At 65.4% G+C, this 24,115-nt stretch carries 18 protein-coding genes and 1 tRNA gene; 8 read left to right on the top strand and 11 right to left on the bottom strand.

Annotation, left to right across the window (positions count from 1 at the left end):
* Positions 1 to 8 precede the first annotated feature (8 nt).
* The 4 genes from ACVENA_RS08835 to ACVENA_RS08850 form a co-directional block, all read right to left on the bottom strand.
* A complete protein-coding gene (locus ACVENA_RS08835) occupies positions 9 to 275 on the bottom strand; it encodes a hypothetical protein (RefSeq protein ID WP_449328489.1) in 267 nt (88 codons plus the stop codon).
* Positions 272 to 817: an RNA polymerase sigma factor gene (locus ACVENA_RS08840; protein WP_449328490.1), complete on the bottom strand. Its 546-nt coding sequence runs from the start codon at positions 815 to 817 to the stop codon at positions 272 to 274. Before ACVENA_RS08840 ends, ACVENA_RS08835 begins: the two co-directional genes overlap by 4 nt.
* Before the next feature lie 681 nt (positions 818 to 1,498).
* Positions 1,499 to 2,839: a tyrosine-type recombinase/integrase gene (locus ACVENA_RS08845; protein ID WP_449328491.1), complete on the bottom strand. Its 1,341-nt coding sequence runs from the start codon at positions 2,837 to 2,839 to the stop codon at positions 1,499 to 1,501.
* A 167-nt stretch (positions 2,840 to 3,006) separates the two neighbouring features.
* Positions 3,007 to 3,096 (bottom strand) — tRNA-Ser (locus ACVENA_RS08850).
* Positions 3,097 to 3,242: 146 nt separating this feature from the next.
* Here ACVENA_RS08850 and ACVENA_RS08855 point away from each other — a divergent pair.
* The 5 genes from ACVENA_RS08855 (at position 3,243) to ACVENA_RS08875 (ending at position 8,603) form a co-directional block, all read left to right on the top strand.
* On the top strand, positions 3,243 to 4,448 hold the full coding sequence (locus ACVENA_RS08855) for a CaiB/BaiF CoA transferase family protein (protein WP_449328492.1): 1,206 nt from the start codon (positions 3,243 to 3,245) through the stop codon (positions 4,446 to 4,448).
* 73 nt (positions 4,449 to 4,521) lie between these two features.
* Complete coding sequence (yghU, locus tag ACVENA_RS08860; RefSeq protein WP_449328493.1) at positions 4,522 to 5,406, top strand: glutathione-dependent disulfide-bond oxidoreductase; 885 nt, start codon at positions 4,522 to 4,524, stop codon at positions 5,404 to 5,406.
* Positions 5,407 to 5,561: 155 nt separating this feature from the next.
* On the top strand, positions 5,562 to 6,008 hold the full coding sequence (locus ACVENA_RS08865; protein WP_449328494.1) for a TadE/TadG family type IV pilus assembly protein: 447 nt from the start codon (positions 5,562 to 5,564) through the stop codon (positions 6,006 to 6,008).
* A 1-nt stretch (position 6,009) separates the two neighbouring features.
* Positions 6,010 to 7,629, top strand: coding sequence for a TadG family pilus assembly protein (locus tag ACVENA_RS08870; protein WP_449328495.1), 1,620 nt, complete (start codon positions 6,010 to 6,012; stop codon positions 7,627 to 7,629).
* A gap of 119 nt (positions 7,630 to 7,748) precedes the next feature.
* Positions 7,749 to 8,603, top strand: a complete 855-nt coding sequence (locus tag ACVENA_RS08875; protein ID WP_449328496.1) for a PAS domain-containing protein — start codon at positions 7,749 to 7,751, stop codon at positions 8,601 to 8,603.
* 71 nt (positions 8,604 to 8,674) lie between these two features.
* Here ACVENA_RS08875 and ACVENA_RS08880 read toward each other — a convergent pair whose 3' ends face one another.
* Positions 8,675 to 9,754: an MBL fold metallo-hydrolase gene (locus ACVENA_RS08880; protein ID WP_449328497.1), complete on the bottom strand. Its 1,080-nt coding sequence runs from the start codon at positions 9,752 to 9,754 to the stop codon at positions 8,675 to 8,677.
* 145 nt (positions 9,755 to 9,899) lie between these two features.
* On the opposite strand from ACVENA_RS08880, the gene ACVENA_RS08885 reads away from it, so the two are divergent.
* Positions 9,900 to 11,093 (top strand): acyl-CoA dehydrogenase family protein, encoded by a 1,194-nt coding sequence (locus tag ACVENA_RS08885; protein ID WP_257550157.1) that lies wholly within the window; start codon positions 9,900 to 9,902, stop codon positions 11,091 to 11,093.
* A gap of 110 nt (positions 11,094 to 11,203) precedes the next feature.
* Positions 11,204 to 12,343 (top strand): acyl-CoA dehydrogenase family protein, encoded by a 1,140-nt coding sequence (locus ACVENA_RS08890; protein ID WP_449328498.1) that lies wholly within the window; start codon positions 11,204 to 11,206, stop codon positions 12,341 to 12,343.
* A 130-nt stretch (positions 12,344 to 12,473) separates the two neighbouring features.
* Here ACVENA_RS08890 and ACVENA_RS08895 read toward each other — a convergent pair whose 3' ends face one another.
* The 4 genes from ACVENA_RS08895 to ACVENA_RS08910 all read right to left on the bottom strand — a co-directional run bounded on the left by ACVENA_RS08895 (position 12,474) and on the right by ACVENA_RS08910 (position 19,774).
* Positions 12,474 to 14,870, bottom strand: coding sequence for a TonB-dependent receptor domain-containing protein (locus tag ACVENA_RS08895; RefSeq protein ID WP_449328499.1), 2,397 nt, complete (start codon positions 14,868 to 14,870; stop codon positions 12,474 to 12,476).
* Between the two features lie 2 nt (positions 14,871 to 14,872).
* Positions 14,873 to 15,808, bottom strand: a complete 936-nt coding sequence (locus tag ACVENA_RS08900) for a FecR family protein (protein WP_449328500.1) — start codon at positions 15,806 to 15,808, stop codon at positions 14,873 to 14,875.
* Positions 15,801 to 16,484 carry an RNA polymerase sigma factor gene (locus tag ACVENA_RS08905; protein ID WP_449328501.1) on the bottom strand — a complete coding sequence of 228 codons (684 nt, stop codon included), beginning with the start codon at positions 16,482 to 16,484 and terminating at the stop codon, positions 15,801 to 15,803. Before ACVENA_RS08905 ends, ACVENA_RS08900 begins: the two co-directional genes overlap by 8 nt.
* An 86-nt stretch (positions 16,485 to 16,570) precedes the next feature.
* On the bottom strand, positions 16,571 to 19,774 hold the full coding sequence (locus ACVENA_RS08910) for an autotransporter outer membrane beta-barrel domain-containing protein (protein WP_449328502.1): 3,204 nt from the start codon (positions 19,772 to 19,774) through the stop codon (positions 16,571 to 16,573).
* A gap of 160 nt (positions 19,775 to 19,934) precedes the next feature.
* Between ACVENA_RS08910 and ACVENA_RS08915 the strand changes: the two genes are divergently transcribed.
* Positions 19,935 to 20,651 (top strand): 2OG-Fe(II) oxygenase, encoded by a 717-nt coding sequence (locus ACVENA_RS08915; protein ID WP_449328503.1) that lies wholly within the window; start codon positions 19,935 to 19,937, stop codon positions 20,649 to 20,651.
* A 606-nt stretch (positions 20,652 to 21,257) separates the two neighbouring features.
* Here the strand turns inward: ACVENA_RS08915 and ACVENA_RS08920 are convergent.
* Together ACVENA_RS08920 and ACVENA_RS08925 are read right to left on the bottom strand one after the other, a co-directional pair.
* Positions 21,258 to 22,610: a flavin monoamine oxidase family protein gene (locus ACVENA_RS08920; protein ID WP_449328504.1), complete on the bottom strand. Its 1,353-nt coding sequence runs from the start codon at positions 22,608 to 22,610 to the stop codon at positions 21,258 to 21,260.
* A gap of 4 nt (positions 22,611 to 22,614) precedes the next feature.
* A complete protein-coding gene (locus ACVENA_RS08925; protein ID WP_449328505.1) occupies positions 22,615 to 24,048 on the bottom strand; it encodes a flavin monoamine oxidase family protein in 1,434 nt (477 codons plus the stop codon).
* Between the last annotated feature and the right edge of the window lie 67 nt (positions 24,049 to 24,115).

The following is a 24,115-nucleotide window of genomic DNA, read 5'->3' on the forward strand; positions in this document are numbered from 1 at the left end:
GCTGGCGGTCAGTCCTTCGCGTCGGATTCGGCTTCAAGCGCCGCGACGCGCTCCTTGAGCAGGAAGCGGAACAAAGGATTGTCGTAAGGGCGCATCTCATCTTTCACAATGTTGAACATCCTGACATTTTCCGGGCTGCCCGCTTTCCATAGCTCGAACGCTTCCAGATCTTCCGGGCGGGGCGGATCGTCCGGAAACCCGACACGGTTGAACCAGGCGGCGGCGGCCTCCAGGCGCTCGCGCTGCTCCCAAGTCGGGCCGGGCTTTCGCGTCATTGCTCGCCGCTGCTTCGTTGCATGACGTGCCAGACAGCGACCCGCATGTGCCTCTCGACGGAGGATACGGAGATGCGAAGTCGGGCCGCTACGTCCTTCACCTTCATTCCCTCCACGCGCCTGAGCAAGAATACCGCCCGCGTTTCCTCGGGCAATTCGAGCAGCATCGCAGAGGTCAACTCAAGCTGCTGCCGATATATAAGAACGTGCTCCGGCGAAAAATCCTTCTCGCCGTGTCGATTTTGATCGAATGGTTCGTAAAGATGATCGCGGTGCGTAATCTTCTTTCGCAAATGATCGGTCAGAACGCTGCTTGCCGTCTCGAACACATAGGCGCTGATATTCTGGCGCTCCAGCTCGGACGCGCCGCCGCGTTTGAGCAGACGCTCGAACACGTCTTGAACCATGTCCTCCAGGTCGCTGCGATCCTTCGTCCTGCGACCAAAATAGGTAAGCAGCGAGCGGCGAAATTTGCGGTCGAGCCGATTGAGGACCGCCTTGTCTTGCTCGCTATACTCGATTGATCGTCGCTGGTTCACCATGTCCCTCACCCTCGCGCGCGAGGATGATTCACAATTCGGACGGGCGCAAGACGGGTTGTGATGACGCGGTGGTGAGCCTTGGCTGGTCAACATACAATCGACGAAAGACCGGCGTTTCAGATGCTTCGAGCATCGGCGCGGCCGAAGTGGCGCCGCTTTTGACCCAGGCCGGGCGGTGCGCTATGATGGCGGCAGCGAACACGCCGGTCTGGCGCGTTCCACTTCCCTGACAGACCAGCTTTCTGCGGCGCACTGTCGTTGAGACTCAGGGCGTAGGTCTTGCGAAAGGCGCATAGGGTCATGGGACAGAGAAGCGAAGATTTCGACATGAACCTCGCCTGCGATTGCGGGTTCAAGGAGGTCGTTCGGGTCGTCACGCCGCTTGCGGGGCCGGTCCGGCGAACCTGCCCGGAGTGCGGTTCCACGCAGCTTCATGCCTGCGACCTGTTCCTCGAATCGCGAGATATGATCGAGCAGGTCGATGACCTAGTGAAGAGCGCGATCGGAAGTTTCAGACCCCTTAGCGTTCCAGTGCCGTCCGCGACCAAACCGTCAAAATCCGGGCCGCCTGGTCGGCCTAAGCCTGCCGACAGGCGACCCTGATTTCGGCGCTGGGACTTTGGGTCGTCGCCCATCCAATTATTAGCGGAGCAGTGCGGCGATGGCCGCACCGCTTGCCGCCTATGCCGCCCGCGCGCGAGCCGGAAAGCGGAAATCCGCCGAAACCGGCTGCGGCACCCGCCGCCGCGAACGTTCGCCAGTCTCCTTCGACGGGCGCTCGACCAGCGCAACCGGAGACGGCAGGGTCGTGACAAGCATGTCGGCCCAAATCTGCGCCAATTCCCGACGACGTGGCATGTAAGCCGCCCGGTTGTAGGCGCCTTCAACTTTCTCCTTCGGGACGTGGGCTAGCATCAAGTCGATGATCTGCCGGTCGCCCGCATTGCCTTCGCGGTTCGCCCATTCGTTCATAATCGTCGAGAAAGCGGCGCGGAAACCGTGCGGTACATGATAGCCGTGATAGCCCGCGCGGTTGAGCAGATAGCCGATAGCGTTCTCGCTCATGGGCCGATGGGGATGGCGATTGCTCGGAAAGAGCAGGGGACACGCCCCCGTCAGCGGCCATAGCGCCCGCAAGATGGCGACGGCCTGATACGACAGCGGCACAAGATGATCGCCGCCTTCTTCATTTTTGCGATCAAGGTCACCCTTCATGCGCGCGGCGGGAATCCGCCAAAGTGGCTCATCCCCATCCAAGTCCTCGAACTCGTCCCAGCGCGCGCCGCGCAACTCGCCGGGACGCACGGCGGTCAGGGCGAGGAAGCGCATGGCGAGGCGCGTCACCGGGCGGGCATAATCCTCTTCGACCTTGCCGATCATCTCGCGCAGCTTTTCAAGGTCGGTGATCGCCGGTTGCCGACCCTTGCGAAGCGGCTTCAACACGGCGGCCAGCTTCTCGGCGGGGTCGGACGTCGCGACGCCTTCGGCGATGGCATAGACATAGACGGCGGAAATGCGCTGCCGGACACGTTTCGCAATTTCAATCGACCCGCGCGCCTCGATCGCGCGCAACACCTTGAGGACGATCGGCGGAGTCAGGTCCATGATCGGATATTTGCCGATGGCGGGAAAGACGTCGCGCTCAAGGCTGCGAATCACGTCGTGGGCATGAGCGACCGCCCATTGCGACTTGAATACCTCGTGCCATTCCTTCGCGACCCGCTCGAAGGTGCAGGCGGCTGCCTTGCGATTCGCTTCGATGGTCAGCTTCTTCACGATCGCGGGGTCTTTGCCTTCGCTTAGGATCGCGCGGGCTTCGTTGCGCTTGGTCCGCGCTTCGACGAGGCTCACCATCGGATAGATGCCGAAGTGCATACTCTTCTGCTTGCCGCCATAGGCGTAGTTCCATCGCCAGAGCTTCCCGCCGTTGGGCTTTACGAGAAGATAGAGGCGGTGGCTGTCCGTCAGCTTGTAAGCCTTATCGCGGGGCTTGGCGCTGCGTAGTTTTGCGTCGTTCAACATTGCTTTTCTCCGAGACCACGTTTTCGCGCACCGGGACCACGTTCTGGGACCACGCCGAAGGCGGAGGCGACTGAACATGGCCGAACCCGGTAGGGCTCGGAAACGACGGTTTTATGGGAAGAAAAACAATCCTGGTGGTCTGCGCTGAACCCCTTTGGAAGAGGCTCTGGAGGAGAGTGAGGGATTCGAACCCTCGGTACCGTTGCCGGCACTTCGCATTTCGAGTGCGACGCTTTCGACCACTCAGCCAACTCTCCTCGCTGAGAGGAGTGCCCCCTAGCGGCGGCTCGGACATCTTGCAAGCCTCTCGTCACATTTTGGCCGCGCCCGATCGTCGCCCTGCCGAAAAAGGGGGATTGCGGCGCAAAGGCGCTTGGCAGCGTCGGCGCGCGGCTGCTAGCCGATGGAAAACATCGGGGAGAAACGACGCGTGCCGCTGACCGGAATAAGGGTGCTCGATTTCGGCCGCTACATCGCGGGCCCCTATTGCGCGGCGCTGCTCGCCGATTACGGCGCCGATGTCATCCGCATCGAGGCACCGGGCGGCAACGACGACCGCTTCACCGTGCCGGTCGCCGAGGACGGATCGGGTGCGATGTTCATGCAGATGAACCGAGCCAAGCGCTGCCTGACGCTGAAGCCCGGCAGTCCCGAGGGGCGCGAGATTGTCCGCCGCCTCGTCGAAACCGCCGACGTCGTCGTCGCGAACCTGCCGCACGACGCGCTCGTCAGGCTGGGGCTCGATCATGACAGCCTGTCGGCGATCAACCCGCGCATCATCCTCGCGACCGCCTCGGCTTTCGGTAGCGAGGGGCCGCTCGCGAAGAATGTCGGGTTCGACGCGGTGGGACAGGCGATGTCGGGGGCGGTGCATCTGACCGGCACGCCCGATCAGCCCTGTCGCGCACAGGTCAATTATGTCGATTTCGGCACCGCGCTGCATACCGCTTTCGGCGTCATGGTCGCGCTGCGCGAGCGCGAGACGACGGGGAAGGGGCAATGCGTGTCGGGGTCGCTGCTCGGCACCGCGCTCGCGATGACCAATGCGCTCACCATCGATCACGCGCTGAACGGGATCGAGCGCCAGCCGATCGGCAATCGCAGCTACAGCTCGGCGCCGACCGACTTGTTCCGCACCCGCGACGGCTGGATCGTCACGCAGATCGTCGGCGGCGGCATCTTCGCGCGCTGGGCGGAACTGGTCGGCCGCCCCGAACTCGTCGACGATCCGCGCTACGCCAGCGACATATTGCGCGGCGATAATGGCGACGACCTCAGCGTCATCATGCAGCAGTGGTGCATCGGCCGGACGAGCGCCGAGGCGATCGCCGAACTCGCCGCCGCGCGCGTCCCCGCCGCGCCGGTCCTGCGCCCCCATGAAGCCTTGGCGCAGCCGCAGGTCGCCGCGATGGGGCTGGTCGAGCCGGTCGCCTATCCGGGCGCGGTGAAGGAGGTGCCGATGATCCGCGCCCCGATCCGCCTGTCGGCCAGCGCCAGGCCCGCGCCCACGCGCGCGCCGCAGGTCGGCGAGCATAGCGACGCGATCCTCGCCGAACTCGGTTACGACGCCGAAGCGATTTCGGCTTTGCGAGCGCAAAATATTATTTGAGCCGCCGGTGCTGGACGGCGGTACCTCGCAGCATTAGATACCGATCAGTATAGATTTAGCTCAGGAGTTCCCGATGACCGATCAAGCCGAATATGTGCCGCCGAAGATCTGGACCTGGGACAAGGAAAGCGGGGGTCGCTTTGCCAACATCAACCGCCCCGTCGCCGGTCCGACGCACGACAAGGAGCTGCCGATCGGCCAGCATCCGCTGCAACTCTATTCGCTCGGCACGCCCAATGGGGTGAAGGTCACGGTGATGCTCGAGGAACTGCTCGCGGCCGGCCACAGCGGCGCCGAATATGACGCATGGCTGATCAACATCGGCGAGGGCGACCAGTTTTCGAGCGGCTTCGTCGGCGCCAATCCGAACAGCAAGATCCCCGCGCTTATCGACCGCAGCGGGCCGGCACCGATCCGCGTCTTCGAATCGGGCGCGATCCTGATTCATCTCGCCGAGAAATTCGGCGCTTTCCTTCCCACCGATCCCGCGAAGCGCGCCGAGACGCTGTCATGGCTGATGTGGCAGATGGGGAGCGCCCCCTTCCTGGGCGGCGGCTTCGGTCACTTCTATGCCTATGCGCCGTTCAAGCAGGAATATCCGATCAACCGCTACGCGATGGAAGTGAAGCGCCAGCTCGACGTGCTCGACCGGCAGCTCGCGATAAGCGAATATATCGCGGGGTCCGACTATACGATCGCCGATATGGCGATCTGGCCTTGGTACGGCGCGCTCGCGAAAGGTCTCGTCTATGAGGCAGGCGAGTTTCTGCAGGTGCAGGAGTATCGCAACGTCCAGCGCTGGACCGACCAGCTCGCGGCGCGCCCCGCGGTGAAGCGCGGGCGGATGGTCAACCGGGTGGTGGGCGACCCGGCGAGCCAGCTTCGCGAACGCCACGACGCCTCCGATTTCGACCTCCGCACCCAGGACAAGCTGGAGGCGCAGCAGTCCGCCGAATGACGGATTTTCCGCGCACCGCCTGCCGGGGCCGTTAACGTTCCGGCAGGAGGCACGGAGTTGCGAGCCTCGCACGCCGCGCTCCTTCTGTAAAATCTGCAAAATCGACGCGCAGCCGCTTCGACCCCGCCTTCATCGCCCCGCGCCATGCTGGGCGGATGATGGCTCCCGATCCCTTGCAGCGGTCCGCTCGTTCGCTTCCCGCCCGTCTGGCGCGAAGCGAGCGGGCGGCCGCGATGGTCGAGATGGCGCTCGTGCTGCCGCTCTTCCTCGCGCTCCTCATGGGCATATTGGTCTATGGCCAATATTTCCTGCTCGCGCACAGCGTCCAGCAAGCGGCGAACGACGGCGCCCGCGCCGCGATCGTCGGGCTAGATGCCGCCGACCGCAGCGCGATCGCGACCCGCGCCGTCGACCGCAGCATGCAGGCGATCGCGGGCTTCACCCCCGCCACGCGCAATGTCGCGGTGAGCGAGACCAGCGACGCGGTAACCGTCGCCGTCACCTATAATGTCCCCGCTACCAGCCTCATCCGCTCCTCCTTCGTCCCTTCGCCGGGCAACGTCATCCGCGCCCGCGCGACCTTTGAGCTTCCGGTGGACTGACATGGCGTTCTTCCGCACCCTTCTGAAAGACCGACGCGCCGGCATCAGCATCGCCTCCGCTTTCGCGCTCACGATGCTGATCGGCGCGGCTGCGCTTGCGGTCGATTTCGGCTCCTTCACCCTCGATCGCCGCAAACTGCAAGGGATCGCCGACGCCGCCGCGCTCGCCGCAGCCGGGCGACCCGGCCAGGAACGCGCGGCGGCCGAGCGAATCATCGCCGCCAACTGCAATTGCGCCATCGCTATCGCGTCGCTGACGACCGGCACGTATCAGCCCGATCCTGACGTTCCCGCCGAACAGCGCTTCACGGCAGGGGGCGGCGCGCCGAACGCGGTCCGCATCGTGCTGACCCGCGACCGGCCAATGTTCTTCGGCCGCTTCGTGACCGGCCGCGACGAAACAGTCATTGGCGCCTCGGCCACAGCGGCGCGGCGGGGCTATGCCGCCTTTTCGCTCGGCTCGCGCGTCGCGGCGCTCCACGGCGGAGTGCCGAACGCGTTGCTGTCGGCGCTGACGGGAAGCCAGGTCAATCTGTCGGTGATGGATTACAACGCCCTCGCAGGTGCTGACGTCGATCTGCTCGCTTTCTCCGACGCGCTGCGGACCGAGCTCGGCGCCAATGTGCTGACCTTCGGCCAGACGCTCGACACGCAGGCGACGCTGCCGCAGATACTGTCGGCGCTCGCGGCGGCGAGCGACGGGCAGGCAGCCACCGCGCTCAGCGCGCTCGCGACCAAGGCGGTGCCGAAAACCCTCTTTCCTTCACGCGCGATCGATCTCGGCCCGCGCTCGTCGAGCATTCGCGTCGATGAAGCGAACCCGGTCAAGGTCAACGCGCTCAGCCTGCTACGCTCGATGCTGCTGCTCGCCAATGCAAACCGCCAGGTCGATCTCTCGGTCGCCAGCAATCTGCCCGGCGGATCGGGGGTCGACATCGCGCTGCTCATCGGCGAGCCGCCCGCGGACTCTCCGCTGATCGCGGTCACCGACACCCAGCAGGTCGTCGTGCGGACCGCACAGGTGCGGCTGAAGCTGGTGACCAAAGTCGCGCTACCGCTCGCGAGCGTCGAGATTCCGGTCTACGCCGAGCTCGGATCGGCCTCGGCGCGGATTACCGATATCGATTGCTTTGCCGGGGACAGCGACGCCGTAACGCTCGGCATCACGACTTCGCCTGCGAAGCTCGCCATCGGGTCGGTCACCGACAGCGATTTCCGGAATATGCAGCGCCCGCTCGACCCTGCGCCGGTCAAGCTCGTCAAACTGCCGCTCGCCAATGTCGAGGGGAAAGCCGAACTCGTCCTCTCCGACCTCAACGAAAAGCCGGCGCGCTTCACGCGGGACGACATCGACGACGGCACGGTCAAGACCGTCGAAAGCAGCGGGCTCGTCGCGGGCGCAGCCAAGTCGCTCGCCGACCGGATCGACCTCAAGGTCAACATCCTGGGTCTTGGGCTCGGCCTCAACGCGCTTTCGGGCGTGGTTGGCGAGGCACTGGGTCTCGCCGCGCCGGTGCTCGACGGGGTGTTGGAGGGACTGACCGAAACGCTCGGCGTCCATGTCGGCGAGGCCGACGCGCGGGTGAATGCTTTGCGCTGCGGACGCGCGAAGCTTGTCTGATCCCATATCGGCGCCGATCCGGATTCGCTTGCCCGCCGCCGGGCGCCACTTCCGCTCATAAAGCAGCAAAGGACTTCATGGGGAGGCGAGGTGTGGCAAGGGTCGGAGAAACGCAACGCGTGTCGGCAGCGGACTTCATTCGCGGCTTCGGCAATTGGCGATTGCAGGCGGCGCGAAGACCGGTGGTCGTCACCCATCACGGCAAGGATGCCCATGTGCTGATTTCGCTCGACGATTATCGCCGGCTGGGCGATGCAAGCGCGCCTTCATCGGCACTGCGCGACTCGCTTGCCGATCTGGTCGAATCGATCCGCGACGGCGCAATCCTTATCGACCGCGAGCGCCGGATCGCTGCGGTCAATCCCACCGCCTCGGACATGCTCGAAACCGCGGCGGCAGAGCTGATCGGCCGCCCGCTCGCCGACGCCGTGCCAGCGCTCGGTGGCCATCTGCTGCTCGCTCACGTCAACCGTCTGCTCGATCATCGCGAGCGTTTCGCGGGTGATGTCCCAGGTCTGCTGCGGCCGCGCCAATGGCAGCATGTCGAACTGGTGCCGCTGCCGGTCGGCGGCGCAATCGTCCTGCGCGACATCAGCGCCGCGATGGACGGGCAGGCGATGGACGATGCGCGGCGCGCGCTAGCCGATGCGATCGAGGTGCAAGGGGAAATCGGCCGGGCGAGGATTTCGGTGCGCGAAGCGGTCGAGGATGCGAACGAGGCACTGACCGCGATGATCGGCGTCGATCCCGCCGCAATCCGCCGCGTGCGCTTTTCGGCGCTGATCGCGATGGGCGAACGCGCGGCTTTTCTCGACGCTCTCGAAACCCTGTTCCGCACCGGTACGCCCGCGCGCCTGACCTCGGCACTGGTAACGCGCGAAGGCGCGGCGCTTCCGGTCACGCTGGCGATGGCCGAACGGCGCGGCGCCTACGCCAGCGAAGGCGCGGTCGTGGTCGTGACCAGAGCGGGGTGACCTTGATTGGAATCGTCATTGCGAGCGAAGCGAAGCAATGACGAGGTGGATCAATCCGCAGTCATCGCACTCTAAAACCAGTTGCCGCGCGTGATCGCCTTGCTTCCGACCGGAAGCGAATAGCTGTCGCCGTCCTCGCCGACGATCAGCGGCCCCTCGAACTTGCCCTTTGCACCACCAAGAAACGCCGCGTCGAGATAGCGCCCCGGATAGGGCGGCACGATGTGGGTGAGCACCAGCATCTTCACATGCGCGGCCTCGGCGCTTTCGGCGGCCTGCGCCGGGCTGGCGTGATAATCGAGGATATCGTGCATGATCTGGGCGGTTTGCGGTCGCCCCGTCGCCTTCAGCCGCGCCGCGAGCATCGTCACCATTTCGGGCTGCAATGCTTCGTGGATCAGCAGGTCGGCGCCCTTGGCGACACGTTCGACCATCGGCGATTTCGCGGTATCGCCGCTGATCACGACGCTGCGCCCCTTGTAATCGAAGCGATAGCCGACCGCGGGCTGGACCGGACGATGATCGACCGGGAAGGCCGTGACCTTGAGCCCATCGGCTTCATAGACGACCACCGGCCCCGTCGGCACCGCGAATGGCATCGCCGTTGCGCCTGCAGCCTCGGGCGGCGTGATCACCGGGCCATGGTGCGCGGTGCGATAGCCGTTGTCGGCGGCATAGACCGCGTCGAAACCGCCGATCACCGCCTCAACCCCGGTCGGGCCATAGACGGGGAGGGGACTCTTGTTGCCGCTCCCCGTCCAGCGCAGCAGCATCATCGGGCCGAGGCCGTCGATATGGTCCGAATGATAATGGGTCAGGAACAGCGCCCGAATTTTGCCATTGGGCAGGCCCATCAGCGCGATGTTCCGCGCACCGCCTTCGCCGGCATCGACGACGACCATCGCCTTGCCCGCGATCACCACGGTGCAGGCGCCCGCACGGTCGCGGTTGGGCAGCGGCGACCCGGTGCCGCACAGCCCGACATGCAGGCCGTCGGGCAGCTTCGCCAGATTGTCGCGCCCCGCCTGGCTGTCGAGCCCGCGCTGATAAAGCCAAAGGCCGATCGGCCGCTGGAACAGCATCGCCGCGCCCGCCGCGACGGCCAGCAGCAGCAAGAGCGCCGTCAGCGCCCGCAAGCTCTTTTTCATCATCCCCTCCCGCGCGATAGTCTTGTCTCTCTGGACAAGACGCAAAGCCCGGCGCAGTCTTTCATAAAGCGTTGCGGCCTGCAACTTACCTTTACGTAAACGTGAGCGCCTCCTATAAGGGCGCCATGGCCCAATGGGAGAATCGATAATGGACATGGAGTTCAGCCCCGAAGACCTCGCCTTCCAGAAGGAAGTGCGCGAGTTCATCGCCGAAAATTACCCCGCCGACCTGCGCGGCAAACAGGATGAGGGCGACGAGCTCAGCAAGGAGGACTTCCTCGCCTGGCACAAGATTCTCTACAAGAAGGGCTGGGTCGCGCCCGCCTGGCCGGTCGAATATGGCGGCACCGGCTGGACGCCGACGCAGCGCTTCATCTGGTCGGAGGAGACCGCGCGCGCCGACTGCGTCCGCCTGATGCCCTTCGGCCTCGCGATGGTCGGCCCCGTCATCTACACCTTCGGCACCCCCGAACAGAAAGCGCGCTTCCTGCCGCGCATCCTGTCGGGCGAGGATTGGTGGTGTCAGGGCTATTCCGAACCCGGTTCGGGCTCCGACCTCGCCAGCTTGCGCACCGTCGCGGTGCGGGACGGCGACGAATATGTCGTCAACGGGCAAAAGACCTGGACGACGATGGCGCAGTATGCCGACTGGGGCTTCTTCCTCGTCCGTACCGACAAGGATGCGAAGCAGCAGGAAGGCATCAGCTTCCTCCTCATCGACATGAAGTCGCCCGGCATCACCGTTCGCCCGATCATCACGCTCGGCGGCGAGCATGAGGTGAACGAAGTGTTCCTCGAGGATGTCCGCGTCCCCGTCGACCAGCGCGTCTATGAAGAGAATAAGGGCTGGACCTGCGCCAAATTCCTCCTCGCGCACGAACGCACCGGCATCGCCGGCGTGGCGGCATCGAAGCGCGGGGTCGAAAAGGTGAAGGCAATCGCGCGCACCGAACTCGACGGCGATCAGCCGCTGCTCGCGAACCCCTTCTTCAAGCGCAAGATGGCCGAACTCGAAATCGACCTGACCGCGCTCGAATTCACCGAATTGCGCAGCCTCGCCGGTGCCAATGCCGGCAAGGGACCAGGACCTGAATCGAGCCTGCTCAAGATCAAGGGCTCGGAAATCCAGCAGCGCCTGACCGAACTGACGCTGGAAGCGGTCGGCCATTATGGCGCGCCCTATTTCCGCGGTTTCGGGGAGGGCGACAACGAGCATCCGATCGGGCCCGACTATGCCCATCGCGCCGCGCCGACCTATTTCAACGTCCGCAAGACGACGATCTATGGCGGATCGAACGAGATTCAGCGCAACATCATCGCGAAGATGGTGCTCGGCCTTTGATCGAATAATCGACGTCATTCCGGCGCAGGCCGGAATCTCGACCTCTCGCCATGATGCGGCGGCGAGATCCCGGCCTTCGCCGGGATGACGGTGGAATAGAGGATAAGATAGTGGATTTCACCTACACCGAAACGCAGGACATGATCCGCGACACGCTGTCGCGCTTTCTGGCCGACACCTATGATTTCGAAACGCGCCAGAAGTTCATCAATGGCGATCTGGGCCGCGATCCCGCGATCTGGACCGCGCTCGCGCAGGAACTGGGGATGCTCGGCGCCGCGTTCAGCGAAGAGCAGGGCGGCCTTGGCGGCGGCGCGCTCGAAAATGCGATCATCATGGAGGAACTGGGCAAGGTCATCGCGATCGAGCCCTATCTGCCGACCGTCGTCATCGCGGGCGGCGCGCTCAAGGCCGTCGGCGGCGCGCAGGCCGATGCGATGATCCCCGAAATCATCGCGGGCAACGCGATTGTCGCTTTCGCCTATGCCGAGCCACAAGGCCGCTACGACCTCGCGAACCTCCGCACCACCGCGAAGAAGGACGGCGCGGGCTATGTCCTGAACGGCCACAAGGGCGTCGTCTATGCCGCGCCGTGGGCGACGCATCTGCTCGTCACCGCGCGCACCGGCGGCGGCCAGCGCGACACGGACGGCGTGTCGCTGTTCCTGATCGACGCCAATCTTCCGGGCATCGTCCGCCGCGACTATCCGACCGTCGACGGCAATCGCGCCTCCGAAATCTATTTCGAGAATGTCGCGATCCCCGGCGACGCACTGCTCGGCGGCGAGGGAACCGGCCTGCCGCTGATCGAGCAGATCGTCGACGAAGCCACGGTCGCGGTCTGCGCCGAGGCGACCGGCGTGATGCAGAAGCTTCACGAAGGCACGCTCGAGTATACGCAGCAGCGCAAGCAGTTCGGCGTGCCGATCGCCAAGTTCCAGGTGCTCCAGCATCGCATGGTCGACATGTTCATGGAGGTCGAGCAGGCGCGTTCGATGACGATCATGGGCACGTTGAAGCTCGACCTGCCCGCGAACGAGCGCATGGCGGCGGTGTCGGCGGCCAAGAGCAAGGTCGCGCGCGGCGCCAAATTCGTCGGCCAGAACGCGATCCAGACCCACGGCGGTATCGGCATCACGCAGGAACTGGCGATCGGCCATTATTTCAAGCGCGCGACGATGATCGAGGGCCAGTTCGGCAGCGCCGACCATCACCTGGGCCGCTACGAGCGCATCGCGCTGGCGGATTGACGCCATAAACGCCCCTCCTCTTCAGAGGAGGGGTTGCGAGACTTGCGGACTTGTCCGCTAGTCGCAGCGGGGTGGTGCCCTGAACCGGCGTCCACCACCCCAACCCCTCCTCTGAAGAGGAGGGGCTATTTCAGTAGGCGACGTCGACGGCAATCCGGATCGTCCGGGGGCGGAGCGGGGTGATATAGCCCGCGCCGCCCTCGACGAACGGCGTGCCGAGCGCGAAGCGATTGCCGCGCGCGTCGAATATATTGGTCAGCGTCAGCGACAGGCCGCGATGTTCGGTGCCGAGGCGCAGCGCCAGGCCGGTGTCGACATAATCCCCCTGACCCTCGCCGAGCACCGGCCCGATGCCCAGCCGCGACGGCCCGATATAATTCGCCCAGCCGTTGACGCGCAGCTCGGTATCGGCCCCGACGGGCGCGACATAGGTCACCGCCCCTCGCACCGCATGGCTCGCAACATTGGGGATGCGCCCCAGCTTGGCAGGGGCGTCGGCAAAGGCAGCCATCGCCAGTGGCGACAGTTCATCGACGCGGCTGTGGTTATAGACCGCACCGAGATCGAAGGAGAGCGCGGCGACCGGACGGAAGGCAACCGCACCCGAAATGCTCGTGATCCGGCCATTGCCGATATTGGCGGTGGTCGGAAAACCATTGCCGTCGATGAAGTCCGCCTGAATGTCGCGCCAGCGCGTGTGGGACACCGACAGGCTTGCGTCGAACGGCGTCCGTCCCTTTTCGCCGAAGCGAACCCCGCCTTCCCAGGTCCGCACCTGGTCGTTGCGGAACCGGCGCACGAAATCGCCGTCGATGGCAAGGCCACCGGGGCGGAATCCCTCCTGATAGCGGGCATAGAGGCGCAGATTCTCGAATGGCGTCGCGAGCAGCGAGAAAGAGGGAAGGAGGTCGGTTTCGGTGCGGTGCGCGGTCGTCGCGCGACCGGCCATGGCGATGGCAAGGGGGACGCTATCGGCTTCGCCGCCGAGGCGCGCATGGGAAATCCGCCCGCCCGCCGACGCGATCAGATGCGGCAAAAGTTCAAGCGTCGCCTCGGCATAGCCGGTGAATTCGGTGATCTCGTTGGTCACACCCGGCACTGCGGCGCGGAAGAGCGCGGTGCCATATTGGCGCCGTTGACGGGTTCGGTTGTCGACGATGCTCGCGCCGATCACCCAGCCGAAGCCGTCGACGAAGGGGCGGGATAGTCGCGTTTCGCTGACGAACATGCGGGTGCGGTTATACTGGTCGAGTATCCGTGGCTCTTCGTCCGGCTTTCCGGCGTCGAACCGCTCGAACAGCCGGTGGCTGACGACGGCGTTCGACGACTGGAAATGCAGGCCGTCCCAGTCCTTCTGAATGACAACGGTGCCGAGCCCGTAGCGCGTCCGCGCATTCTGCTCGACCAGCGAACTGCGCGTCAGCGGCGGCGCATCCTTGTCGGCATATTGCGCATCGTCGGACGTGATCGCCTGATAGACACCGCTGAGGTCGATCGTCCAATTGTCGCCCGCCTCGATCCGAGCGGCGGCGCGGCCGCCCCATATATGGGTGCGATTGACGTCATTTTTTCCGAGCAATGGATTATCGATATAGCCGCCGTCGGTCAGCATATAGCCGAGCAGGCGCACCGCGCTGCCGCCATCGCCGACGGGGACGTTGACGATTCCCGCGATGTCGCCGCCGGGGTCGCCGTGCTGGGTCGCCGAAACCCCGGCGATCGCCTGCAACCGGGTTTCGCGCGGATCGGGCGCCTTGGGGACCGAACGGATGATCCCGCCGAGCGATCCCGCGCCATAGAGCGTTCCCTGCGGCCCTTCGAGCACCTCGACGCTGTCGATGTCGTAGAGGCGGAGGTCGGGATCGGGCGCGTTGTAGCTGAGCCGGACATCGCCCAGATATTGCCCGACCGTCGCCTGCGTCGGACCGGTAAAGCTCGAATCGGCGATGCCGCGGATGAACAGCTTGTTGCGGCCCGCCCCCAGATAGGTCGAGGAAATCGTCGCAACGCGCGACAGGATCGAGTCGGTTCCGCGCTCGCCGCCGAACGCGAGATCGTCGCCATCCAGCCGGGTGGCGACGCCTGCGAAATGCGAATAGGGAAGGTCGGTCTTGCTCGCGGTGACGATGATCGCTTCATCCGCCGACGCAACGACCAGCGCCGGTTCGCGTGCCCGCGGTTGCGGCGCGGCCCGCGGCAACAGGCGATGGGCGACTTTCGGGGGCGGCGTGCGGCGCTCGATCCGCCAGCTCGTCGCATTGACCCGCACCGCACGGGCATCGGTTCCCGCGAGCATCTGCTTCAGCGCATCCTGCACGTCCATCCGTCCGCGCACCGGCCTGACGTCGGCCTGCCACAGGCGCGCATCGGCAACGCTGATGCTGACGCCCGCCTGCCGGCTGAGCTGCGGCAGCGCCGTCGACAGCGCGCCGCCCGGCACGTTGAACGCCCGCTCCTCGGCCGCCGCGACTTGCGCCGGCAGGCCAACGAGCGCGAGAACCAGCAGGGGCGTTTGCCAGCGCGCCATGGCTAGCGTGTCAGCACCCAGCCATTGCCGCGCCGTTCGGCAACCGTGCCCGATAGTGCGGCCAGATCGGCGACGGTGCGCGCGCGATCCTTGTCGATGATCAGCGCACCGCGGAAGGATTGCCCTTCGGCGCCGGGGGCGACCGCGACCTCGATTCCCGCCGTACGCTTCAAATCCTCGGCAACGGTGGTGAGCGGCGCGTCGTTATAGACGAGCAGCCCGGTGCGCCAGCCGCCGACATTGGCGACATCGACGGGATGCACCTGCGGCGGCTTGGCGTCGGCGTCGCCGGCCTCGATCGCTTGTCCGGCGACGACGCGAACCTTGTCGCGCTGGGGGTTGTAAAGCACCACGCCTTCCGACACCGCGACCGAAGTCCGGCGGTCGCGGCGGACGACGTTGAACGCCGTGCCGAGGTCGACGATGCGGGCGGCACCCGCCTCGACGAGGAAAGGGTCGCTTTCACGGTGGACGACATGGAACATCGCTTCGCCCGATTCCAGCCGTGCGAAGCGGGGGCGATCCTTGTCGAGCTCGACGACCGAGGCGCCGTTGATCTCGATCTTCGACCCGTCGGCAAGCATGATCGAGCGATGCTCGCCCGCCGCCGTCTCGATCCGGTTCGTATCACCGAACAGACCAAGCTGCGGCAGCGCTACCGCTGCGACGAATGCGGCCGCGACCGCGCCACCCAGCCACAGGCGCCGCGCCGGGCGGCGCGGCGTTTCCGGCCGGATCACCACCGAAGGCGCCCGCTCGGACGGCAGGGCATCCAGGTCACGGTCGAGGCTCGCGAGCGCGTCATAGAGGTCGGCATGGCCGGGGTCTTCGGCCAGCCAGTCGGCGAAGCCGTCCCAATCGTCGAACGCGGGGTCGCGCTGCCGGATGATCCAGTCGCTTGCGCGGGCCTCGGCGGCGGTTTTCGCATCGTCAAACATCGAACTGCCTCCGGGTCCGGGCGATCGCGGCATAGACCTTGCGCAGATCGGCTTCGACGGTGCTCAGGCTGATGCCGATTTCGGCCGCGATCTCGCGCTGCTGGACCCCATCGATGCGAAAGCGGCGAAAGATGCGCGCCGGCCGCTCGCCGGTCGCCGCGATCGCCTGTTCGACCAGCACCAGTTGCTCGCGCGAAATCAGCGCCGTTTCGGCAGATGGACCTTCGGCGATCGACGCGTCGCTCCACGCCGCATCGCGCAGCGCGCTCTGCCGCGCCGAGCGATAGCGGTCGAGCATCAGATTGTTCGCCGCGCGCATCACATAAGCGAGCGGTTCGGCAATCGGCCCCATGCCGCGTTCGGTCAGCCGCATCCACAAATCCTGAAACAGATCCTCGGCCGCATCACCCGCGCCACGCACGTCCAGAAAGCGGACGATGCGCTCGCGGTTGGCGAGCAACACGCCTTCGATGCCCTGGACGGCGTCGGTTCGATCACTCGCATCGGTCATGGATTGCTTGCCGCGGAATGCCATTGTCTGTCGGCCCGCGCCCAATCGGCGCGTGCTGTTCGGCCCCCTGATACTGCCGCCATATAGCGCGCGGCGTGCGCCATGCAACCGCGTCGGCATGGCGGGGCCGGCATGGCGGGCAGGAACGGCGGATAATATCATCATCTCCTTTTTATCCTTTGAGCCTTGGCAAGGGGGAAGCGGGGGTAGGGAGGGGCTTCCCCCTTGCTGCGGGGCCAGCCAATGGGGGATTAAAGGCCGACCCGCAGGCTCGCACGGAACGCCCAGCCGATGTGGCTTTGCTGTTCTTCCGCAGACACTTCGCCGGCGACCTGAAAGGCCGAATTGCCGGCGATGCCGCGGAAACGGCCGACCCAGCCGCTCGTGCGATCCTCTGGAACCAGGGTGAAGGGCGTGCCGTCCTTGAACGACGCGACGGTTGCGCCCAGCGAGCCGCCGACGATCTGGCGCCGTCCGCCTTCGAGTTCGAAGCGCGTCCAGCCGTCATATTCGTCGGTGCCGCCGAACTGAAGGCCGAGCGCCACCGTGCCCGACACCGCCAGTTCGTCGCTGCTGCGGCCCTGCACGGTCAGGTCGAGCGCATCGCCGCCGCCGGATTCGGCATAGCCGTCTTCCTTGAGCTTGTAATAGTCGACCGCGACGGTGGGGCGGATCGTCAGCCCGCCGAGGCGCGCGTCCTTGGCGACCGAGCCCGACGCCGAATAGAGCGTCGCGTCCCATTTGCCGCGCATCGTCTTTTCGATGTCCTCAGCCCCTGCGTCGGCGCGGAAGAAGCGCGTGCCCTTCAGGCTGATCGGCGCGCCCGAAACGCGCGCGCTCGCCAGCCATCCGTCCGATTGCAGGCGCCAGTGGAGCGACCCTTCGAACTGGCTCGACGACACTTCATTGTCGTTGCTGCTGTTGCCGTCCTTGCCGCTCAGGAAAGCGATCGAGCCGCCGAAGTTGCCGACGTCGCTCTTGATCTCGGCACCCATCGACAGGCCCCAGCCGCTGACATTATAGCCCGCGGTCTGGCCGACACCCTTTGCGGTGCCCCACACGGCCTGGTTGATCCAGTAGCGCCACTTGCCTTCGTCCTGGAACGGCGCGTTCGGATCCTGCAGGTGCCGCGCCAGCGCGCGCGAGCCCGAGGTGACGGTCTCGAACACCCCGCCTTCATGCTCGGGCAGCATCTGGCGAAGCTGGTTGTGGAACTGGTCGCCGTTGGTGATGCCGAGGAACACATCCTCGACCTTCTGGTCGGCAGTCACTGCATCGATCACCGCGTCGAAGGCGCCCGCTTCGGACCGGTTGAGGCCAAGCTCGGTGCTGCTCTTGCGTGCCACATTGACGATGAGCTGATTGGCGTTCGAGCTGAGCGTGCCCTTGTAGAGGAAGGGCAGCAGCGTCGATTCGGTGGTCAGATTGCTCGCGCCGGTCAGCGTCCCGGCGGTCAGCACGATATGGTTGCCCTCGGCCTCCTCGAGGCTCGACAGCTTGAGCGCGAGTTTCGAGTCCGCGCCGAAGCTGGCCGTGCCGCCGACGGTCAGCGCGGTGCCGGTGCTGCCGTCGTCGAGCGTCACCGCCAGGACGCCCTTGTTGGTGACCGCAAGCGAAGCGATCGACGCCGCGCCGCTCACGTCGAAGGTACCGCCATCGACCGACACCGCGAGCCCCTGCGAATTGGCGAGGCTGCCCGAAAAGCGCGACGTGCCGCCGATGGTCAACGTATCGCTGCCGCCGCCGAAATCGGCCGCGCCGCTGAACACAGAGGTGCCGGCGAGCGTCATCGTGTCGTTGCCGGCGCCAAAGCGCGCATTGCCCGCATAGGTGGCGTCGCCCGACAGGTTCAGGCGATTGTCGCCCGCGCCGAAATAGCTGTTTCCCTTCACCGAACCGTCGGCGATGTCGAACAGGTCGTTGCCGCCGCCGAAGCGGACGTCGCCGACGATACTCGGCGCGGCGATGCCGCTGGCGACCGCGGTCTGCTTGACCGTCGCGCCATTGCCATTCGCCGACAGGTCGATCGCGATGTTGCGGTCCGAGGTCGCGAGCGCGCCGGTGGCACTGATCGTCCCGCTATTCTCGATCGTATCGACGGTGCCCGACAGATCGACGATCGCGCGCGCGGTGCCGGCATCGCCCGCCGCCTTCGCGCTGATCGCTCCGCTGTTGCGGATGAGAGCGACGTCGCCACCCGCCTCGACGATTATGCCGGTCGAGATGGCGGAGGCGTCCTTGCCGCCGGATGCCTCGACCTTGCCCGCGACGCGGATTTCGGGCGTGGTCGCACCGCTGCCGACGCGGATCGCCGTCGCCGACGCGCCGTTCGAGATCGCCGACACACCGCCATTGATCCCGACGCCACCAGCGATCGTCACGTTACGGCCCATGCCGCCGAGCTGGATCGCGGCCGCGTCCTTGCCCGCATAGAGGCCGTTGCCGACGACCGTGCCGTCGATGATCAGGCCCAGACCGGTTCCGGTGCCCGCAACCGCGCCGATCGTGATGTCCTGGCTGGCCGAACCGATGCGCAGCGCGGGCGCCGAGCCATAGGACTGGATCGCGCCCGATCCTTCCTTGGCGTCCTCGATGCCGTCCTTGTCTTCGTCCTTGTCGTCGGGCTTGGTGTCCTTCGGGGGCACCGCGACGACGATGCCGCCGGTGACATTGCCTTCGATCGACAGTGCCGGACCACCGATCAGCAGGTCGTCGGCGTCGAGCTTCGACGGGTCGGCGGGGGCCGTGGTATAGCGATAGCCGGTCGACGTCAGCGTGCCCTGCACGACGAGCGCGCCGTTGATATTGCCCGCGAGCCGCGCGGCAGTCGCATTCTCGCCGACCGCGGTGATCGTGCCGGCCAGGCGGACATTGCCGGTCACGTCCTGCAAACCGACGCCCAGCGCATTGTCGCCGAGCACCGAAATCTTGCCGTCGTTGGTGAAATTGCCCGTCAGTGGCCCGCCGAGGCGGATGCCCGCCGAGTCATTACCCTCGATCGTGATCTCGCCGCTGTTGACGATATTGCCGGTGAACGCGCCGCCGGTCGCGATGCCGGTGCGACCGCTGCCCACCGCATAGGGCCCGTCGATGTCACCGTCCTTGTCGATGTCGGTCGGCGCATAGCTTTCGTCGATGATGATCTTGCCGGTCGCCGAATTGGCGATCGCGCCGCTGACGCCGCCGTTCGCAAAGACCCCGGTCGCGTCGTCCGAATTGGTGATCTGGATCGTCCCGTCGTTGGTCAGCTTGTTGTTGCTGTCGATGGTGACGGCGGTGCCGCTCGTCGGCTTGACCGATCCCGCCGAGGTGATCTTCACATCGTCGGCGGCGCCCGATTTGACCGTCGAGGTGCGCACCGGCGTGGTGGTCGCGGTGCTGATGCTCGTTTCGGCCTGAGCGGTGGTGGACAGAACGGCGGCAAGGCAGGTGGAGGCCAGCAAGGTCGTGCGCATGAAATCCCTCTTTTGATGTCGACCGGGTTGTTCCCGGAACCGACCTCAAGACGGAGGCACCGCGCGCCAGCCTTGAAAGAAATTTGATCGCAAGAAACGGGGCGGAGCGGCGCTCCACCGCGGATAGGGGGCCGACACCTGCCTTGACCGAAGGACGACCATGCCGACCCACGACATTTCCCGCAGCGTAGCCGGTCTCGATAGGGAAGCGCTCGCAACCGATCTCGGGGGCAGAGGCTGGCATGTTGTTCCCGGCCTGCTGTCAGCGGCCCGATGCGCCGCGCTCAGGGCCGATTATGCGGCGGGCGCCCTCTATCGCAGCACAATCTCGATGCAGCGGCACGGCTTCGGCCGCGGCGAATATCGCTATTACCGCTATCCGCTTCCCGATCCCGTCGCGGCCCTTCGCACGGCCTTCTATCCCCCGCTGGCCCGGCTCGCGAACGATTGGGCGGCGGCGCTCGGGCGGACATCAGCCTATCCCGCCGACCATGCTACCTTCCTCGCCCAATGCGCGCTCGCCGGCCAGCCCCGCCCGACGCCGCTGATCCTTCGCTATGGCGCCGGCGATTATAATTGCCTGCATCAGGATCTGTACGGCGAACTCCATTTCCCGTTCCAGATCGCTATCCTGCTTTCGCGTCCGGGCGCGGATTTTGACGGCGGCGAATTCGTCCTCACCGAACAGCGCCCGCGGATGCAGTCGCGCCCGCACGTCGTGCCGCTGAAGCAGGGCGACGCAGTGATCTTCGCGGTCAACGAGGCCCCGCGCCAGGGCAGCCGCGGCCCCTATCGCGTCAAGCTGCGCCATGGCGTCAGCGAAATCCGCCGCGGCGAACGCTTCACGCTGGGCGTGATCTTTCACGACGCGGTGTAGGAAGGGGGCGAGGCTCGGATTACATTCGTCGATGACGAGTTGAATGGCCGTTTTCGACTGAACCCCGTCATCCCGGCGAAGGCCGGGATCTCGCCGGTGCGACATGGCGATAGGGTGAGATCCCGGCCTTCGCCGGGATGACGGGAGCCGTTAGTAGATGTCCGCTTCCCACCCCAAAATCGCCGCTCGCGATAAAGTCGCGCATGAAAAGCAAGGTGGCGGACAGGGTGGTTTTATTAATTTAAACCTATGTATTTGAAATGACTTTTCAAATCACGTCCACGTAATTTCGGACCCACACGGTTCCACCGCGCGTCTGAATTCATGATTCAGTCCGTGCAACTCTTCTGCCATTGTTCGCTACGATTGTCTAACATTTTCTTTTGTACTCCATCGCAGATCGACAACAGTCCAATCTATTTATCATCAGAAGATTTGAGGCCTGAAGTTGGCAGGTGCGAGATCGGGAAGCGAACAAACGGGGAGGCGTTCGATGGGTATGACTGGCCGATTGCAGACCGACAGCTATGAATAACTAATTATAAGAAGCGGATATTGCTCGCTGGCGCTGGGATGCGATGCCAAATAGGCGGTTGCTCGCCAGTGTCAGTCCGCGCGCCGCACAGCCTCGGCGGCGCGCGCTCCCGCGCGTAAGGCACCCTCGAGGTAGCCTGGGAATTCAGCCGCGGTTTCGGTCCCGGCCCAGTGGATGCGCCCGCACGGTTCGTGCCATGCGTGACCATAGCTGGTCAAAACGCCGGGAGGCAGATGCGCGGCGTAGCCCCCAAGCGACCATGGCTCGTCCAGCCAGTTCTGCTCGACATAATCCAGCGGCTGCGACGCCTGGGAGCCGAAATAGTGCACGAGATCGGCAACGACCGCTTTGCACCGCGCCGCGGGATCGAGGGCGCTCATCGCGAGCGCGTGGCGCGCCTCGATCAACCCGACAAGCACGCCCAGACCATCATCACCAAGCGATTGATCGAAGACGGTCCCCAAGTGGCGGTCGCCGCTGATCGCCGAGCCCGTGAGGCCGCGATGACGCCAGAAAGGCGTTTGATAGGCGACATGGACCTTGATCACCGCGCCCATCGGCATCCGCCGCAGTAGGCCGGCCCGTTTCGCGGGCAGAGCCGGCGCGAAATGGATTTGCGACGCGAGCATCGGGGGTGCTGCGACGATGACATAGTCGGCGGCATAGGTGCCGCGCGAGCTGACGACACGCGCGCCCTCCGCATCCTGTTCGACTGCGACCACCGGACTGTTCAGCTCGACGTCGCCGTCGAGACGATGCGACATCCGCTCGGGAATCTGCCAGGCACCGTCGATGAACTTATCCTGCTGCGCGCCGCCCGCGACGCCGATCATCGTTTCCAGTCCCCCGCTGCGCCGGAGCATGTCGAGGAAGAATAGGTATGAGGCCTGGCTCGCGTCGGCGCAAAGCAACGCCGCCGCGACCGTCCGCACGAAATAACGCGCCGCCGACGTTCGCACGTGCCGGGCGGTCCAGCTTTCGAGAGAATGCGCATCCCATTCCTGCGCGCGCCGCGCCGTCCACGGTGCTTCGGCCGGAAGCGCGTCCATGTCACACCGCCAGCGCCTCGCGATCAGGCCCAGCTCGAGCAGCGACGCGATGGGAAGTTTCGGCGTTTCCCCATAACGCACGACGCGGCCGTCGCGGCTCAACAGGTTCGCGCCGTCGGCATATTGCGGATAAACGTCGATCCCCAGTTCGCGCGCCTGGGTCAGGAGAAAAGTCTGCTGCGGCCCAACCCATTGCCCGCCGAAATCCACGACCTGGCCGCAAATCTCGCCCCGCATCGCGCGGCCGCCGACGCGATCGCGCGCTTCGAGCACCCGCACCGTCTTTCCCGCCCGCTTCAAATCGAGCGCGGCCTTGAGGCCCGAGAGCCCCGCGCCGATAACGATCGCGTCGAAGCGGGCATCCGGAGCGGCCATTTTCCTACTCCCCGGTCAAAACCCGGTGCAACGCGCGCGATGTCGTAATTCCCTGCTCGATCGCACCATCGATCGCACTGCGCCACGCGCTTGCCCAATCGCCGCTCGCAAAGAAGATGCGGCCGTGTGGCGCCTGCAAATCCTTGAGCGCCTTCGAAATCTGGCCCGGCCGCGAAATGCACCAGGCCCCCTTCGAATAGGGGTCGTTGTTCCAGTCGTGCGCCTTGACGTCGACGACGACCGCGTCGGGCAGGAACTGCCTGACCACTTTCTGCACCTCGCCCTTGTCCATGATCCGGAGCGGGTGATCGCCCGAACCGAAAGCGATGAGATGCGTGCGCCCGTTCGCGGCGCCGTCCCAGAACATATGATTGATCGGACTGGGGCCGGTCCCCGGCGCCCATGCGGTAAAGATCGGCCGTTCGCCCTCGAGCAGGATATGGATCTTGTTCGCCTTGCCCGCATGGCCTTCGACCGAGACGTCGAGCTTTTGCCTGGGAAGCGGCGGACGGAAGCCGACGTCCTTGAGGGTGTTCAGTGGCAAGGTGGAAATCGCGGCCCGCGCCGACCAGGCCTTGCCATTCGGGCCGACGACACGCACCCCGTCGCTCGTCGTTTCGATCGTGGCGACCGGGCTGTTCAGTTCGATGGTCGCCCCGCAATCCGCCGCCAGCGCGGAATATAGCGAGCGCATCCCACCCTTGAGCTTGAAGCGGCTCACGACATCGGACTCGAGTTCGAGACTATAGCCACTGAGGGCGACCAGCCGGACGATATCGACCCACGAAACATTCTCCGCCGCGCCGCCGCTGCTCGCCGCGAAAATCGTCGCCGCCAGAATGCGCCCTTCGGTCGTCAGCGACGACGCGGCAATCTTGTCCGCGACGGACATGGTATCGGCCGCGACCCAACCCGCGTCGGCGAACGGTTCCGCCGGCCGCGGCATGATCGCGCGCGCATCCGCGAACATCGCCTGCACGGGACCGTAAAATTCGGCGCCCCGCTCCGACAATCTGGCGTGGTGGCGCGTCCCCGCTTCGTCGAGATAGATGACCTCATCGGCAAAATTCCCGGGCGATTCCTCCAGTTCGACGCCGTAGCGGTTGATCTCCGCCCACACATGCGGCTGGAACCAATGCACCCAGGTGCCCCCCATGTCGTTGGGCTTTCCGTCGAACTCGTCGGTAAAGGTGCGGCCGCCGATCCGGTCGCGCGCCTCGAGGATCAGCACCTTGTAGCCATGCCCTTTCAGCTCGCGCGCCGCGGTCAGCCCGGCAAAGCCGGCGCCGACGATGATCGCGTCATAGTCGCCCTTCCCCTCGCCCCCGCCGTTGGCGGCGCGCGCCTGCGCGATCGAGGATGCCATGACGCCCGCCGCCGCCGTAGCCAGCACGGTCCGGCGCGAGGGAAAACTCTGCTGCGATCGATCGTCACTCATTGCGGATGCCCTTTTCCAAATCTGTTCCGGCGACCTTCCGAACACAATATTTGTCATATGTCAAATT

Source organism: Sphingopyxis sp. 550A, from assembly GCF_053569535.1.

Coding starts and splice junctions, on each gene's coding strand:
- ACVENA_RS08835 (WP_449328489.1), bottom strand. CDS start 275: ATGACGCGAAAGCCCGGCCCGACTTGGGAGCAGCGCGAGCGCCTGGAG.
- ACVENA_RS08840 (WP_449328490.1), bottom strand. CDS start 817: ATGGTGAACCAGCGACGATCAATCGAGTATAGCGAGCAAGACAAGGCG.
- ACVENA_RS08845 (WP_449328491.1), bottom strand. CDS start 2,839: ATGTTGAACGACGCAAAACTACGCAGCGCCAAGCCCCGCGATAAGGCT.
- ACVENA_RS08855 (WP_449328492.1), top strand. CDS start 3,243: ATGGAAAACATCGGGGAGAAACGACGCGTGCCGCTGACCGGAATAAGG.
- yghU (WP_449328493.1), top strand. CDS start 4,522: ATGACCGATCAAGCCGAATATGTGCCGCCGAAGATCTGGACCTGGGAC.
- ACVENA_RS08865 (WP_449328494.1), top strand. CDS start 5,562: ATGATGGCTCCCGATCCCTTGCAGCGGTCCGCTCGTTCGCTTCCCGCC.
- ACVENA_RS08870 (WP_449328495.1), top strand. CDS start 6,010: ATGGCGTTCTTCCGCACCCTTCTGAAAGACCGACGCGCCGGCATCAGC.
- ACVENA_RS08880 (WP_449328497.1), bottom strand. CDS start 9,754: ATGATGAAAAAGAGCTTGCGGGCGCTGACGGCGCTCTTGCTGCTGCTG.
- ACVENA_RS08885 (WP_257550157.1), top strand. CDS start 9,900: ATGGACATGGAGTTCAGCCCCGAAGACCTCGCCTTCCAGAAGGAAGTG.
- ACVENA_RS08895 (WP_449328499.1), bottom strand. CDS start 14,870: ATGGCGCGCTGGCAAACGCCCCTGCTGGTTCTCGCGCTCGTTGGCCTG.
- ACVENA_RS08900 (WP_449328500.1), bottom strand. CDS start 15,808: ATGTTTGACGATGCGAAAACCGCCGCCGAGGCCCGCGCAAGCGACTGG.
- ACVENA_RS08905 (WP_449328501.1), bottom strand. CDS start 16,484: ATGATGATATTATCCGCCGTTCCTGCCCGCCATGCCGGCCCCGCCATG.
- ACVENA_RS08910 (WP_449328502.1), bottom strand. CDS start 19,774: ATGCGCACGACCTTGCTGGCCTCCACCTGCCTTGCCGCCGTTCTGTCC.
- ACVENA_RS08915 (WP_449328503.1), top strand. CDS start 19,935: ATGCCGACCCACGACATTTCCCGCAGCGTAGCCGGTCTCGATAGGGAA.
- ACVENA_RS08920 (WP_449328504.1), bottom strand. CDS start 22,610: ATGGCCGCTCCGGATGCCCGCTTCGACGCGATCGTTATCGGCGCGGGG.
- ACVENA_RS08925 (WP_449328505.1), bottom strand. CDS start 24,048: ATGAGTGACGATCGATCGCAGCAGAGTTTTCCCTCGCGCCGGACCGTG.